This is a genomic window from Sphingomicrobium sp. XHP0239 (assembly GCF_039555325.1).
Lineage (GTDB): Bacteria > Pseudomonadota > Alphaproteobacteria > Sphingomonadales > Sphingomonadaceae > Sphingomicrobium > Sphingomicrobium maritimum.
Window position 1 is genome coordinate 451,309 of the sequence record NZ_CP154608.1, and the last position, 14,814, is coordinate 466,122.

Consider the following 14,814-nt stretch of genomic DNA (forward strand, 5'->3'; position numbering starts at 1 on the left):
ATGAACACTGAACTTCTTCTTGCCGCCGCCGCCGAGGGCGAAAACCCTTACGGCCTGATTCCTGCGCTTCAGGAAGGTGGGCCCATCGCCTGGGCGACCTTCGGCGTGCTGATCATCATGTCGATCGGGACCTTCTACATCCTGTTCACCAAGTTCATGCAGCAGCAGAAGATCATCAACCAGGGCAACAGCGTTCGCGCCGCCTTCTGGAACTCGAACAGCCTCAAGGACGCCGCGGGCAAGCTCGACAAGAAGAGCGCCTATCGCGCGATCGTCGAGGACGCGCTCGTCGCGCAGGACCAGCACGGCAAGCTCACCGACCCTGTCGACCAGCATGACTGGATGATCGGTTCGCTCGAGCGTTCGAAGACGTCGATCAACAACCGTCTCGGTGAAGGTCTCGCCTTCCTCGCGACCGTCGGTTCGACCGCGCCGTTCATCGGTCTGTTCGGCACCGTCGTCGGCATCTATCGCGCGCTGGTGAAGATCGGTGCGTCGGGTCAGGCCAACATCTCGACCGTCGCCGGTCCGGTTGGCGAGGCGCTCATCATGACCGCGCTCGGCCTGATCGTGGCGGTTCCTGCGGTGCTTGCCTACAACTGGCTCATCCGCCGCAACAAGGGCATCACCGAAGATCTCAACGCCTTCACGACCGACGTGCACGGCTATCTGATGAGCGACGGCAAGGTCCGTCCGGTCATGGCCACTGCCGGTGCCAAGGGTGCCGCTGCCAAGAGCGCGGCCGCCAAGCCGGCGCCGAGCAGCCCGCCGAAGCCGGGCGTGCAGGCCGGTGGTACGCCGACCAAGCCGACGGCGCGCAGCTAAGCCGATCAGGGGAGGTTCAGGTCGCGGGGTCTAAACCTGCGACCATGCCTCCCCGACCGGGCCCCGGACGCGCACTGCGTCCGGATCGTCCGTGAAGTATTTGATTAGAAGGAAGCATTGCCATGGCCATGACGGTCGGAATGGATCAATCGGGCGAAGACGTCCCGATGTCCGACATCAACACGACGCCCCTCGTGGACGTCATGTTGGTTCTCCTGATCATCTTCCTCATCGCGGTTCCCGTGGTGCTCGAGACCATTCCGGTGGCCCTGCCGGAAATCCAGTACGAGCCCACCGAGACCAAGCCGGAAAACGTGAATCTGTCGGTTCGCGGCGGCGAAGGCGGGACCTGCGAAATCTACTGGGACGTGACCCAGGTCGACAGCGAGGAGCTTCTGGAGCGCGCGGTAACGCGGCTTGAGGAAGCGATCGATGCGGCGGGCGGCGAGGCGAACATCACCGACGAGAATATGCCCGAAGCGCATATCCGCGGTGACATCGACACGCCCTACAAGTGCATCGGGGGCGCGATCTTCACCATGCAGCGCGCAGGCTTCGCGCGGGTCGGCTTCATCTCCGAACCGCCGGCGGGCACCGCCGTCGAGCGCCTGTAGTATCGAGTAGAGGAACCAAGAAATGGCCGCAGCTACCCTGTCCGACGATGGTGAGCCGATGATGGACATCAACACGACGCCGTTGATCGACGTCATGCTGGTGCTCCTCATCATGTTCATCATCACCATTCCGATCCAGAGCCACGCGGTGAAGCTCGACCTTCCGGTCGACGATGGCAGCAACAACCCGCCGCCGGTCGACCCGATCAAGAACAAGATCGTGGTCACGCAGAACGACGAGGTCCTGTGGAACGGCGAAGCGGTGAACTTCCAGCAGCTGCGCGAGTATCTCGACCTGTCGCAGCAGCTTCCGGTTCTTCCCGAGTTGCACCTGCAGCCCGAACCGAATGCCCGTTACGAGACCGTCGATCGCGTCCTGGTCGTGACCAAGGAAGCCTCGGTCGACAAGATGGGCTTCGTGGGCAACGAGGCCTACGTCAACGAATTCTAGGCTTCGCGTTTCAGCGCGAGTTTTACGAATGAGAAAGGGCGGCCCGGCGGGTCGCCCTTTTTCATTCATGCGAGCTGTTCGCTGGTGGCGAGCGCGTCATATTTGCGAAACCGTAAGTTGGCGCCGGCCTGTTCGGACTGGGTTACGCGTTCGCAATTCGCTGCAATTGAGGCCGGTCTCGGACGGGTAGCCATTCTGCTTCTCGAACACGTCCGCCGCGTCGTTCCCGCCAGCCGCACGGGCGCACAGGTCCGCGATCCGGACGTTCCGGAGCGAGAAAATCGGATGAGGCGGGTTATGCGGAGCCCTTAGGCGGGACGGAACTTCAGCGAGAGGCCGTTGACGCAATGCCGCTTGCCCAACGGCGCGGGGCCGTCGTTGAACACGTGCCCCATGTGACCGCCGCAGCGCGAGCAATGTTCCTCGGTGCGGGCCATGCCGAACGACATATCGCGGGCATAGCCGATGCGACTGGACGCGATCGGTTTCGTGAACGCGGGCCAGCCGGTACCGCTGTCGAACTTGGTCGCGCTGGAGAACAGCGCCTGATCGCAGCCCGCGCAATGATAGATGCCATCGCGCTTCTCCTTGTTGAGCGGCGAGGAAAAGGCACGCTCCGTGCCTTCTTCGCGCAGGATGCGATAGCGTTGCGGGCCCAGCTGCTTCTTCCATGCCGCGTCGGATTTCGACACGGGGAAGCTGCGGCGGTCGACCTTGGTCCCTCCGCCGCCAAAGGCCAGCGCAGTGCCGGCAATGCCGAGCGCGGAAGCGCCGAGAACGGTTCGTCGGGTGGCAGTTTTGTTGAGCATGCTGCTCTTATAGCAAGGCGAAGGTGAGGAAGAGCTGAACGCTTTTGCCTTTCACTGAAGCCGGATCGGTGGAAGGATCGTCCAAGCGTCGGCAGGCCGGGGGAAACGCGTGGACTTCTTCAAACTCATCAAGTCGCTCGATGACCTGGTGTTCGAGATCCTGTCCTGGCTGTATTTCTATCCGCGCACTTTGCTTCGCGTCCTGTTCCGACCCTTCGCGTTGATGTCAGATACCGCACGGCAGATGGACGAGGACGACGAGCCTGCGTTCGGCGACCGCATCGGACCGCCGCTGTTCCTCGCGATTACGTTGGCGCTCGGCCATTTCATCATGCTGGGGGTGGACCCGTCGGCGGAGACCGCGCAGTTTGAGGGTGGAGTGCTGGAAGGCTTCATGGCCGACGATCGCAATCTGCTTGCCTATCAGATCGTCTATTTCGGGTTGCTCCCTCTGTTCGCGACGGTCCGCCAGCTCGGGCTGCAGCATATCGTGGTGTCCAAATCGACGATGAAGGCGCCCTTCTATGCGCATTGCTATGCCGCTGCCGGGTTCGCCGCCTTGACGACCGCTGCGCAGGTCGGCGCGCACGAGGCCGGTGAAGAGCGGGCGGCTCTGTTTCTCGCGTTCATTCTCGGCGGGTCGCTGATCGCGATCCTGTGGATCGGACTGGTCGAGGCGCGCTGGTTTCACCGGACGCTAGATATCTCGCGCTGGAAAGCGTTCGGCCACGCGCTCCTCGTTCTGGGGGGATGGGCGGCGCTGTCGATCGGGCTCGACCTGCTGCTGACCTGACAGGAAGCTTCAGGCGGCGTCGGAGAATTGCAGGCGAGCGAGGCGGCTGTAGAGACCGCCCTGCGCGAGGAGTTCGTCGTGCGTGCCCTGCTCGACGATGCGCCCTTCGTCCAACACGAGGATCCGCGTCGCGGCGCGAACGGTGGCGAGGCGGTGTGCGATGACGATGGTCGTACGCTGACCCATCAGGTCGTCGAGTGCAGCCTGGACCCGCGCCTCGCTCTCGGCGTCGAGCGCGCTGGTCGCTTCGTCGAGCAGGAGGAGCGGCGCATCCTTGCGTACGAGTGCCCGCGCGATCGCCAGCCGCTGACGCTGCCCCCCGGACAGGCGTGCTCCGCCTTCGCCTAGATAGGTGTCGAGGCCGTCGGGCAGGGCCCGCAGGAAATCCTCGGCGTGGGCCGCGCGGGCAGCCTCCCAGATGTCTTCGTCGCTGGCGCCCCAGCGGCCGTAGCGCAGGTTGTCACGGGCCGAGGTGGCGAAGATCATCACTTCCTGCGGAACCATCGCGATGCGTCGGCGAAGATCTTCGGGATCGACGGTGGCGATGTCCACGCCGTCGAAGAGGACGCGGCCCGCAGCAGGATCGTAGAAGCGCTGCGCGAGCTGGAAGATGGTGGTCTTGCCCGCGCCCGAGGGTCCGACAAGCGCGACCAGTTCGTCGGGCCGGATGTCGATCGACACATCGTCGAGCGCGGCCACGCCCGGGCGGGTGGGATAGCGGAAGGTCACGCCGTCGAGCGTCAGCCGACCCCGCGGCGGATCGGGAAGCGCGGCGGGATTTGCGGGCGCGAGGATGTCCGGTTCGACCCGCATCAGTTGCGCGAGGCGGTCGCTCGCCCCGGCAGCACGCAGCAACTCGCCATAGACTTCGGACAGCGCTCCGAACGCCCCGGCGAGGAAGATGCCGTAGAGGACGAAGGCGGCGAGGCTTCCCCCCGTCATGGCGCCCGCGTTCACATCGCGCGCGCCCTGCCAGATGACGAGCACGATCCCCGAAAAGAAGAGGAGGATGGCGAAGAAGGTGAGCAGGGCGCGAAGGCGGATGCGCTGCTTGGCGACGTCGAACACGGTCTCGGTGGCCGCCGAGAAGCGTTCGGTCTCGCGGCGCTGCTGACCGAAGGCGAGCACGATCTTCATCGCAGAGAAGACCTCGCTGGACACGGTCCCGACGTCGGCGATGCGATCCTGGTTGCGGGTCGAGACGTTCTTCACCTTCCGGCCCAGTAGGATCATCGGCAGCAGCACGATCGGCAAGCCCGCCACGAGCAATCCGGCGAGCTTGGGAGACTGCAGAAACAGCATCACGACGCAGCCCACGCCGATGACGAGGTTGCGCAGCGCGACCGAGACGGTGGTGCCGACGATCTGTTCGATGATGGTGGTATCGACGGTGATGCGACTGGTGATCTCGGCCGGTCGGTTTTCCTCGAAGAAACCCGGGCTGAGGCGAAGGAGGTTGCGATGGACAGCGAGGCGGATGTCGGCGACGACCCGTTCGCCCAGCGTCGAGACGAAATAATAGCGGGCGGCGGTCGCGATCGCGAGGACGACGACCAGCAGCAGAAGATACTGGAACCAGCGCGCGATATCGCCGTCGGCGGTGAAACCGCGGTCGATGACCAGCTTCAGCCCCTGCGGGATCGCCAGCGTGGCGGCGGCGGCAAGCGCCAGCGCCAGACCCGCGCCCGCAATCTGGCCGGGGTAGCGCGTTGCCGTGCGGGCCACCATCGCGAGGTTGGAGATGGGCTTCTTGGGAGGCGGGTCGGATTTCATGGCTCACCCGAGCGCCTAGCAGCGGGGCCTGTCGCCGCCAAGTTCTTCGCAATCGCACAAAGGGGGTTGCGGGGCGGGCATGCGAGGGCCAGATTCACAGGCAACCGACCGATTTTGACGAACTTTCAGGAAATGACAATGCTCTACGACGCTTACGAGCTTCAACGCTCGCTCATGGCTGGGGCCAGCAAAATGGCGGGCCTTTCCGCCGGATGGCTCAGCAATCCCAGCAATCCGTTCGGATACGGGTCGGTGGGGCCGGTCATGGCGGCGGGTCTCGACGTCTTCGCGCACGCCAGCGCACCGCGCGGGAAGCCCGAATTCGGGATCACCGCGGCGGAGGTCAACGGCAAGGCGGTCCCGGTCGACGAGGACATCACGCTGCGCAAGCCGTTCGGCGACCTGCTGCACTTCCGCAAGGAAGGCATCGAGGGGCAGGAGCCGCTGTTGATCGTGGCGCCCATGTCGGGCCATTTCGCCACCTTGTTGCGCGGGACGGTCAAGCGAATGCTCCCCGCGCACGATGTCTACATCACCGACTGGAAGGACGCGAAGAACGTTCCGCTGGCGGACGGGCATTTCGATCTCGACAGCTATATCGACTATCTCGTCGAACAATGCGCCGCCATCCTCGAGGAAACGGGCAAGCGTCCGCACCTGATGGCGGTGTGCCAGCCCGCGGTTCCCGCCTATGCGGCGACCGCGATCATGAACCGCGACGACCATCCCGCTCGACCCAAGACGCTGACGATGATGGGCGGTCCGATCGACACGCGCGAAAGCCCCGGCGCGGTGAACAACGTCGCGACCCAGCGGCCGCACGCGTGGTTCCAGCAGAACGCCATCGCAACGGTGCCCTACGTCTACCCGGGTGCGGGGCGGAAGGTCTATCCGGGGTTCCTGCAGCTGATGGGCTTCATGACCATGAATCTCGGCGATCACGTCATGAGCCATTGGGAGATGTTCAAGCATCTGGTCGTCGGTGACGAGCAGAGCGCGGACAAGACCCGCGAATTCTACGAAGAATATCGTTCGGTCGCGGACATGACGGCCGAATTCTACCTGCAGACCGTCGACGTCGTCTTCCAGCGGCACCTGTTGCCCAAGGGCGAGTTCACGCATCACGACGAAATCGTCGATGCAGGCGATATCGACGAGACCGCGCTGTTGGCGATTGAGGGCGAGCGCGACGATATCTCGGGCGTCGGCCAAACAAAGGCCGGACTGAGCCTCGCGACCGGGTTGGCGGAGGACAAGAAGCAATATTATCTTGCCAAGGACGCCGGCCATTACGGCATCTTCAACGGCGGCAAATGGCGCGACCAGATCGCGCCGGTGGTCGAGGAGTTCATCGCTCGCCACGCGTAGAAGCTTGCCGCGAGGCGTCATCTCGTTACTGATGTTCAGGTCCTGCTATCATCGCGCCCGAGTGGCGATAGCGGGGCTGGTAAAGACGTGGTGACGAGGGGAGCGTGTTGATGGCAGCGGGATTGCTGACGGGTCTGGTGGCGATGGCAGGGGCGACGCAGGCGCAAGCGCAGCCGTTGCAGCCGGATGGCCAGTGGGAAGTCAATTTCGGCGAACGCGCCTGTGTCGCCGCCCGCAAGTTCCGCGATGCGGACGAGGATGCCGTCACGGTCTTCTTCAAGCCCGCAGCGCATCTGCGCAGCATGGAAGTGGTCTCGATCGTCGATGGCTATCGGCGCGATGCCCAGGGCGGAAAGGGCTCGGTCCAGTTCGCCGGGCAGCGTCACGATGCCAAGCTGATCCGCTACGGCGACCGGGAAAGCGATTCCGTGGTCACGCGATTCACCGTACCGCTTCGCGCCGAAGATTTGTCCGAGGCGAGCGAAATGGTTCTCGACACCGAATGGGATCGGCTTTCCATGCCCCTGTCGCGGATCGACGAGGTATCGGGCCTTCTGGCCGACTGCGTCGAGAAACTGCGTATCCTGTACAACGTCGATGGATCGGGGCTGACGGACGGCCCGCGGGGTGGTGCGGACGGCGCGAAGGGCGACGTGCGATCGCTGTTTCGATCGACCGATTATCCGTCTCGTTCGATGCGCGCGGGGGTCGGCGGAATGGCGCGCGCCTTCCTGCTGATCGACGAAGAGGGGAAGGCCGTCGACTGCTCGCTGTCGGCCTATGGCGGCGACCCGCTCATCCTCGCGCAGACGTGCGCGATCCTGCTGGAGCGCGCGCGATTCGAGCCGGCTACCGATGCGAACTGTTTCCCGACGCGCGGATCCTATTTCACCCCGACGATCACCTGGCGAATGCAGGGCAAGGGCGACACCGGGCAGGCCGAGTTCGACGAGATGGAGGCGATCTACGCGACGCCGGTCGACGACCTGATCGATCGGTCCGAGCTGACGCCTCTCGAAGAATAAAGTTCTACGGCGGGACGTGCCTACAACTTGGTGCGGTCTCGATCCGGGCTCAGGCGCGCGAAGGCGCGGGCGATGAGCGATCGTGCGCGCATGACGAGATAGAAGGTCAGGCCGACGACCAGCGCGGCCACAATGGCGGCGGCGACCGGATTGAGGATTGCCATCGCCAAGAGTCCACCGGTCGCGACGTCTTCCACGGTGCTCACCACCACGTTGCTGACGGGCTCGGGCGAAGCGTTGACAACCGTGCGCGCGCTGGCCTTTCCGGTGTGCGCCATGAAGGCGGCGCCACCGCCCAGCAGGAAACTCGCCACCTGGAACGCCGGATCGCCCGCATCGATGATCGCAAGGCCGAGCAGGGCCCCGCCCAGCGGCCGCAGGATCGAGTGGAGCGTATCCCACGCGCTGTCGACCCATGCCACCTTGTCGGCGAAGAACTCCGCAAAGGTGCCGACACCCGCGAGGGCGAGCACCCAATTGTTGGCGAGGACCTGCATGCCTTCCAGCTGTTCGGGTAACGGGACCCAGCCGAACTTCATGCCCAATCCGGTGATGAAGGTGACGAGATAGAGCCGCCAGCCCGCGAGCAGGCTGGTCGAGGCGGCGAGCGCGACGAGTTCGACGGCGTCCATCCTCGCCAGTTTGCCGTTTCGTGGACCTCTTGCCAAGCGCGGTCGGCCGCTCCAGCATCGCGTCCGACCGTTTCAGGAGATCCGCCATGTTGAAAGCTTTACTTGCCGCCGCTTCCGTGATCGCGATTGCGGCGCCCGCCGCCGCGCAGGACACGATCCTCGCCGGCAATCTCATCGCCGATACGCGGGAGGGAGCGATGGGTCCCGCCACGATCGTCGTGAACGATGGACGGATCGTCTCGGTGGCGCGCGGGCTCGACGCGCCGCGCCAGGGGACCGTCCACGACCTTTCCGACAAGACGGTGATGGCGGGAATGATCGACCTGCACACCCATATCACGGGCGATCCGTCGGGCGAATATTGGCGCGCCGCGACGACTCCCGACGAATGGGGCGTGATCGTGGGCGTGAAGAATGCCGAACTGACGGTGAAGGCGGGCTTCACGACCATCCGCGATGTCGGCAGCCGCGGGGCGCAGTCCGCCTACGTGCTGCGCCGCGGGGTCGAGGAAGGCTATGTCACCGGTCCGCGCATCATTTCATCGGGCAGCACGATTGCGATCGTCGGTGGACACGGCGACGTCAACGGCTTCCGCCCGGAGATCAACGAGGCGCTGGACGGCGGCTTCAACTGCACGGGGCCGGTCGAATGTGCCGCGAAGGTACGGCTCGCCAGCCAGAACGGCGCGGACCTGATCAAGATCACCGCCACGGGCGGCGTCCTGTCCCAGCAGGGTCGGGGACTGGAAGCGCATTTCACCGATGCGGAGATGGAGGCGATCGTCGATACCGCTCACTCGCTCGGCCTCAAGGTCGCCGCGCACGCTCATGGCGCGCGCGGGATCGAGGCGGCGGCGCGCGCAGGCGTCGATACGATCGAACATGGCACTTATGCCGACGAGGCGGCGCTGCGCCAGATGCGCGAGACGGGGACTTATTTCGTGCCGACGTTGCTGGCGTTCGAGGGCGTGCGCGAAGGCATGGCGGCGGGAATGTACACGCCGACGGTCGACGCCAAGATCCGCGAAGTGATGGACCAGGTCGGCAAGCCGATCCGCACCGCGATCTCGATGGGCGTTCCGATCGCGTTCGGCACCGACGCGGGGGTGTTCGATCACGGCCGCAACGCCGAGGAACTGGCACTGCTCGTACGGGCGGGCATGACGCCGCAACAGGCTCTGGACAGCATCACGGTGGTCGCTGCGGATGCGCTGGACATGGGCCGCGAAATCGGCCGCGTCGAAAGCGGTATGAGCGCCGACATCATCGCCTTCGACGGCGACCCCTATTCGAACGTCAGCGTGTTGGAAGAAGTGGATTGGGTAATGGCGCGGGGCAACGTTATCGACTAGCGCGCACGACCGGAGCGCCGGTCGGTTCGACCAACGGGCTTGCGACCACGTCTGTAGTCGATTACATCGGTAATCAGAGGTCTCGCCCATTGCCGTCGCGGGCAGGGAGGGGCTTCTTGCATGGCGATGCGAGGGAAGCGGCGCCGGGAGCATGAACCCGGCGCCGTTTTTCTATCGAAGTTCGCATTTGCGTTGGGCGGAACGGGGCAGAGCGGCCTGCCCCCAACGGTCGCCCGGGTTCGCCGTGCGACCCCGTCGGCAGCATTTTCAGGCTCTCTCGCCTAGGTCCCGCGCGCGCTTCGCTCCGCTTGGCTTGCGCTTGGGCCCTACAGAACTTCGAACAGACCCGCCGCGCCCATGCCGCCGCCGACGCACATCGTCACGACGACGTACTTCGCGCCGCGGCGCTTACCTTCGATCAGCGCGTGGCCGGTGCAACGCGCGCCGGTCATGCCGTACGGGTGGCCGACCGAGATCGAGCCGCCGTCGACGTTGAGGATGTCGTTGTCGATGCCGAGCTTGTCGCGGCAGTAGAGCACCTGCACCGCGAACGCCTCGTTCAGTTCCCAGAGGCCGATATCGTCGACCTTCAGGTCGAACTTCTTCAGAAGCTTGGGAATGGCGAAGATCGGGCCGATGCCCATTTCGTCGGGCTCCGCGCCCGCAACCGCCATGCCGACATAGCGGCCGAGCGGGGTCAGGCCGCGCTTCTCGGCCTCCTTCGCTTCCATGATGACGCTGGCACTGGAGCCGTCCGACAGCTGGCTGGCGTTGCCTGCGGTGATCGTGGTGTCGGGGCCGAGGACGGGCTGGAGGCTCTGCAGGTTCTCAAGCGTCGTGCCGGGGCGGTTGCCCTCGTCCTTCTCGATCGTGGTTTCCTGCATCGAGGTCTCGCCCGTCTCCTTGTTCTTGACCATCTGCATGGTGGTGACGGGGACGATCTCGTCATCGAAACGGCCGGCTTCCTGCGCCTCGGCGGTGCGCCGCTGGCTCTCGACGGCATATTCGTCCTGCTGTTCGCGGCTGATGCCGTAGCGGTCGGCGACGATCTGCGCGGTCTGAAGCATGGGCATGTAGGTGGCGTTGTGCATGTCGATCAACGCCTGATCGGGCTGGACGCGCATCTCGGGGGTCTGAACCGTCGAGATGCTCTCGAGCCCGCCCGCAACGACCACGTCCTGGCGGTCGGTGATGACCTGCTTGGCGGCGGTGGCGATGGCCATGAGGCCGCTGGCGCACTGGCGATCGATGCTCATCCCCGGCACGTCGACGCCGAGGCCGGCGCGCAGCGCGACGAGGCGGGCGATATTGGGGGCCTGGCTACCCTGCTGCAGCGCCGCGCCCATGACGCAATCCTCGACATGGCCGCCCTCGATACCGGCGCGTTCGACCGCGGCCTTCACGGCATGCGCGCCGAGCGAGGGGCCGAGCGTCGCGTTGAAGGCGCCCTTGTAGGCCTTGCCGATGGGGGTGCGGGCGGTGGAAACGATGACGGCGTCGCGGGACATGGGGTGATCTCCTGTGTTTAGGTAAAAATGAGGCCGAGCCAGTCGGCGACGAGCGCGGGTTTGTCCTCGCCCTCGATTTCGACGGTGACGTGATGATGGGTCAATAACTGGCCGGGTGCCTTTTCGGTCATTGCGGTCAGAACGAACCGGCCGCGCACTTTTTTCCCTGCCGCGACGGGCTTGAGGAAACGCACTTTGCCGAGGCCGTAATTGACGGCCATCTTGGTCGTTTCGGGCATTAGCATGACGTCGGCGGCCATCCGGCTCAGCAGTGACAGCGAGAGGAAGCCGTGCGCGATCGTGCCGCCGAACGGCGTCTGTTTCGCAAGCGTCTCGTCGACGTGGATGAACTGCCGATCCTCGGTCGCGTCGGCGAACCGGTCGATCCGCTCCTGCGGGACGGCGATCCAATCGGAAACGCCGATTTCGGTGCCGATGGCAGACTGCATGTCGTCGAGGGAGGCAACGGGCATGGCGGCTGCTTACACTTACGTAAGCGGAAAGGGCAAGGGGAATGGGTTAGCTCGCGGTGACAGCGCGGTCAGCGCCTGAGGCAGGGAGAAACCTCGATCGGAACGCGGTGCTCCCGGACAGCCGGGAAAACCGCAGATTGCAGGAGTGAACTTTTACCCCTCGTCGCCGTCGGTATCGCTGGCTCCGGGGCCTTCGATGCGCTGTCCGCCCTTGAGGGAAGCGGAGCCGCCCGCCACGGGCTTGGCCGGCGCGGCGTCCGTCTCCTCCTCGACCAGTCGAAACCCGTTTTCCGGATAGGGCATGATCATCGTGCCGTCGGGCGCGGAGGTGAAGGTCGTCTGGGTGGGATAGGCGAATTCGATGCCCTCTTCTGCGAACAGGCGCGTGATCGCGATCAGCACCAGGCTCTTGGTGCCCACCAGCGTTTCGTAATCGGTCGTGTAGTGATCGTAGACGAACAGGAAGTCGATCGAGCTGTCGCCGAAGCCGGTGCAGATGGTCCGGACCGGAACGATGTCCTCGTTGTCGGCGATGGTGCCTTCGACGAGTGCCTTCATCCGTGCCAGTTTGTCGGGCGGGGTCTGGTAGATCACTCCGAAGGGAATCTCGACGCGGCGGCGCTCGGCCATCGCGATGTTCTTCACTTCCTGGTCGAGCAACTGGGTATTGCCGATGATGATCTGTTCGCCCGTGATCGCGCGCAGCCGCGTGGTCTTCAGTCCGATCTTCTCGACCGTGCCGAAGGTGGAGCCGTAGTTGATCGCGTCGCCGCGCCGGAACGGACGGTCGAAGACGATCGACAGCGCCGCGAACAGATCCTCGAAGATGCCTTGGGCGGCCAGACCGATGGCGATGCCCCCGATGCCGAGGCCGGTGATGAGCGGAAGGACGTTGACGCCGAGATTGCCGAGAATGAACAGCCCGGCGAGCGCGAAGACCGCGACGTTGATGAACACGCGGATGATGCTGATGGCGTTGCCGAGGGTGGAATCGGGATCGTCTTCTTCCTGCGCGGCCTTCGATTTGACGACGCCGAGGATCAGTTCGCGGATCCAGATCGCCCCCTGGATGGCGGCGATGATCACCAGCAGCGTGTCGAAGAAGCCGTCGACCCGTTCGGGCACGCGGGTCTGGTTGATGACGATGTCGACGGCCAGCACGACCATGAACAGCACCTTCGTCTTGGCGAAGACGCCGGCGATGATGCCCTTCCAGCTGGTGCGGTCCTTGGTGCGCGTCCGGTAACTCTGGCCGATCATGCGAAGGATGAGGAGAATGCCGACGATGCCGAGGGCGACGGCGCCGCCGATCAGCAATTCTTCCCAGTTGGTTCCGACCCAGTTCCACGTGTCGACCAGCGGGCGTTCGACGGTTTCTGCAGCATCGGCGATGGCCGCCTCGTCATCGGCGATGATGTCGGACAGCGTGTCGGTAGTCTGGGTCATGCCCGCGGCACTAGGAGAAAAGCGTGCCTGACATCAAGCCGGGCGTCACGCCGGAGCGCGGCCTTTCAGGAAGCGGGCGAGGCGTTTGCGCTTGCTGGGCTTGAGGGCGCCGGGTTCGAGAAAGGCGATCAGGCGGGCCTCGCTCCGTTCCAGTCGCTTGCGCCCGCGGGTCGGGAGCTTGGCGTCGGCGAGCGGGTCGAGCGGCCTGTCCTTGACCGCGTCGATGATCGCGGGATGGATATAGCTCGAACGGGTCACCGCGGCGGTATTGCCGAGCGCCTGCGCCACCGGTTCGACGATGGATTTCAGCGTGACCTTCTCGCCCGACTTGAGCTGTTGTTCCATCTCCTCGAACGCGAGACGCGAGGCGCCCCAGGTGCGGAAATGCTTGGCGGTGAAGTCGGTCCCGCTGATCTCCTTGAGATAGGCGTTGACGTCGCTCGAGCTGATCTGGCGAAGCTCGCCCTTGTCGTCCTGGTACTGGAACAGCGATTGGCCCGGCAGATCGTGGAGCCCCCCGACGATGCGATTGAGCGAGGCGTCGGTGACCGTCACGTCGCGCTCCACGCCATGCTTGGCACGAAAATGAAGCTTGATGCGGGTCTTCAGCTTCTTGACGTGGCGGTGCTGCAAGGTCGTGGCGCCGAAACTCTTGTTGCTTTTCGCGTAGGCGCGGTTGCCGATCCGCAGATGCGCGGTGTCGAGCAGGCGGACGATCGCGGCAAGGACGGGTTCGCGGCGCAATTTGCGGCGGCGCAGGTGGCGGTCGACCTGTTTACGGATCTTGGGCAGCGCCTTGCCGAACTCGACGCATCGGTCGAACTTCGCTTCGTCTGCAAGCTCGCGATAATCGTCGTGATAGCGATACTGCTTGCGTCCGCGTTCATCCATGCCGGTGGCCTGGATATGGCCGTTCGCGTCGCGGCAGTACCACACGTCGGCATAGGCCGGAGGGACGGCGAGCGTGTTCAGTCGCGCGATGACGTCGTCATCGTCGATCCGGGTCCCGCCCTCGTCATGATAGCTCCAGCCCTTGCCACGACGGACACGGGAAAAACCGGGTTCGTCGTCGCTGGAATGCCGCAAGTCACGCACGGCCTGTCTTCCTTTCGGATAGTAGAGCGTTCCGATGCGTTCGGGGTTCCGAGCGATGAATCAAAGAACAAGGAGACACACGATGCGTAATCTCGACGGCAAGAAGGTGCTGATCATGGCGACCGACGGATTCGAGGAACTGGAACTGACGGGTCCGCGCGACCGACTGGGCGAAGCCGGCGCGGATGTGAAACTGGCCAGCCCCAGTCGCAATCCGATCCAGGGGCGGGTCAAGGACGAACCGACGATCATGGTGACGCCCGATCTTCTGATCGAGGAGGCCGACGCGGACGATTTCGATGCTCTGGTGCTTCCGGGCGGGGTCATCAACCCCGACCATCTGCGCACCAACGAGGATGCGATCGCGCTGATCAAGGCGTTCGATAAAGCGAAGAAGCCGGTTGCCGCCATCTGTCACGGGCCATGGCTGTTGGCCGAGGCGGACGTGGTCAGGGGACGAAAGGTCACCAGCTGGCCCTCGATCCGCACCGACCTCAAGAACGCCGGTGCCGAGGTGGTCGACGAAGAGGCTTGCACCGATGGCCATCTCGTCACCAGCCGGAACCCCGATGACGTGCCGGCCTTCTGCGAGGCAATCGCCGAGATCGTCGCAGGCTAGGCACAGCCATTAGGACGACGGAAGGACACCG

General features: G+C 64.6%; 15 protein-coding genes. 8 read left to right on the forward strand and 7 right to left on the reverse strand.

Translation table 11 applies throughout. The features are described 5' to 3' along the window. The 3 genes from WJT74_RS02260 (at position 1) to WJT74_RS02270 (ending at position 1,890) form a co-directional block, all read left to right on the forward strand. Positions 1-825: a MotA/TolQ/ExbB proton channel family protein gene (locus WJT74_RS02260; protein WP_343346351.1), complete on the forward strand. Its 825-nt coding sequence runs from the start codon at positions 1-3 to the stop codon at positions 823-825. Positions 826-947: 122 nt separating this feature from the next. After that, positions 948-1,439 (forward strand): ExbD/TolR family protein, encoded by a 492-nt coding sequence (locus WJT74_RS02265; protein WP_343346353.1) that lies wholly within the window; start codon positions 948-950, stop codon positions 1,437-1,439. 22 nt (positions 1,440-1,461) lie between these two features. After that, positions 1,462-1,890: an ExbD/TolR family protein gene (locus WJT74_RS02270; protein ID WP_343346354.1), complete on the forward strand. Its 429-nt coding sequence runs from the start codon at positions 1,462-1,464 to the stop codon at positions 1,888-1,890. 308 nt (positions 1,891-2,198) lie between these two features. Here WJT74_RS02270 and msrB read toward each other — a convergent pair whose 3' ends face one another. Further along, entirely contained in the window at positions 2,199-2,699 is a 501-nt protein-coding gene (gene msrB, locus WJT74_RS02275) for a peptide-methionine (R)-S-oxide reductase MsrB (RefSeq protein WP_343346356.1), read from the reverse strand. A gap of 109 nt (positions 2,700-2,808) precedes the next feature. On the opposite strand from msrB, the gene WJT74_RS02280 reads away from it, so the two are divergent. Then, entirely contained in the window at positions 2,809-3,492 is a 684-nt protein-coding gene (locus WJT74_RS02280) for a hypothetical protein (RefSeq protein WP_343346358.1), read from the forward strand. Positions 3,493-3,501: 9 nt separating this feature from the next. Here WJT74_RS02280 and WJT74_RS02285 read toward each other — a convergent pair whose 3' ends face one another. Further along, positions 3,502-5,265: an ABC transporter transmembrane domain-containing protein gene (locus WJT74_RS02285; protein ID WP_343346360.1), complete on the reverse strand. Its 1,764-nt coding sequence runs from the start codon at positions 5,263-5,265 to the stop codon at positions 3,502-3,504. Positions 5,266-5,403: 138 nt separating this feature from the next. On the opposite strand from WJT74_RS02285, the gene WJT74_RS02290 reads away from it, so the two are divergent. Continuing rightward, positions 5,404-6,633 (forward strand): polyhydroxyalkanoate depolymerase, encoded by a 1,230-nt coding sequence (locus tag WJT74_RS02290; RefSeq protein WP_343346363.1) that lies wholly within the window; start codon positions 5,404-5,406, stop codon positions 6,631-6,633. Positions 6,634-6,743: 110 nt separating this feature from the next. Then, a complete protein-coding gene (locus WJT74_RS02295; protein ID WP_343346365.1) occupies positions 6,744-7,658 on the forward strand; it encodes a hypothetical protein in 915 nt (304 codons plus the stop codon). 20 nt (positions 7,659-7,678) lie between these two features. On the opposite strand, the gene WJT74_RS02300 is transcribed toward WJT74_RS02295, so the two are convergent. Then, on the reverse strand, positions 7,679-8,290 hold the full coding sequence (locus WJT74_RS02300; protein ID WP_343346367.1) for a DUF4126 domain-containing protein: 612 nt from the start codon (positions 8,288-8,290) through the stop codon (positions 7,679-7,681). 86 nt (positions 8,291-8,376) lie between these two features. Here WJT74_RS02300 and WJT74_RS02305 point away from each other — a divergent pair, with 86 nt between their 5' ends. After that, complete coding sequence (locus tag WJT74_RS02305; protein ID WP_343346369.1) at positions 8,377-9,642, forward strand: metal-dependent hydrolase family protein; 1,266 nt, start codon at positions 8,377-8,379, stop codon at positions 9,640-9,642. Positions 9,643-9,968: 326 nt separating this feature from the next. Here the strand turns inward: WJT74_RS02305 and WJT74_RS02310 are convergent, their stop codons facing one another. The 4 genes from WJT74_RS02310 to WJT74_RS02325 all read right to left on the reverse strand — a co-directional run bounded on the left by WJT74_RS02310 (position 9,969) and on the right by WJT74_RS02325 (position 14,164). Beyond that, positions 9,969-11,150, reverse strand: coding sequence for an acetyl-CoA C-acyltransferase (locus WJT74_RS02310; RefSeq protein ID WP_343346371.1), 1,182 nt, complete (start codon positions 11,148-11,150; stop codon positions 9,969-9,971). A gap of 17 nt (positions 11,151-11,167) precedes the next feature. Continuing rightward, complete coding sequence (locus WJT74_RS02315) at positions 11,168-11,623, reverse strand: MaoC family dehydratase (protein WP_343346373.1); 456 nt, start codon at positions 11,621-11,623, stop codon at positions 11,168-11,170. A 153-nt stretch (positions 11,624-11,776) separates the two neighbouring features. After that, positions 11,777-13,069: a mechanosensitive ion channel family protein gene (locus tag WJT74_RS02320; protein ID WP_343346376.1), complete on the reverse strand. Its 1,293-nt coding sequence runs from the start codon at positions 13,067-13,069 to the stop codon at positions 11,777-11,779. 45 nt (positions 13,070-13,114) lie between these two features. Beyond that, positions 13,115-14,164, reverse strand: coding sequence for a DNA topoisomerase IB (locus WJT74_RS02325; protein WP_343346378.1), 1,050 nt, complete (start codon positions 14,162-14,164; stop codon positions 13,115-13,117). Between the two features lie 82 nt (positions 14,165-14,246). Here WJT74_RS02325 and WJT74_RS02330 point away from each other — a divergent pair, with 82 nt between their 5' ends. After that, positions 14,247-14,783: a type 1 glutamine amidotransferase domain-containing protein gene (locus tag WJT74_RS02330; protein ID WP_343346380.1), complete on the forward strand. Its 537-nt coding sequence runs from the start codon at positions 14,247-14,249 to the stop codon at positions 14,781-14,783. Positions 14,784-14,814: the final 31 nt, after the last annotated feature.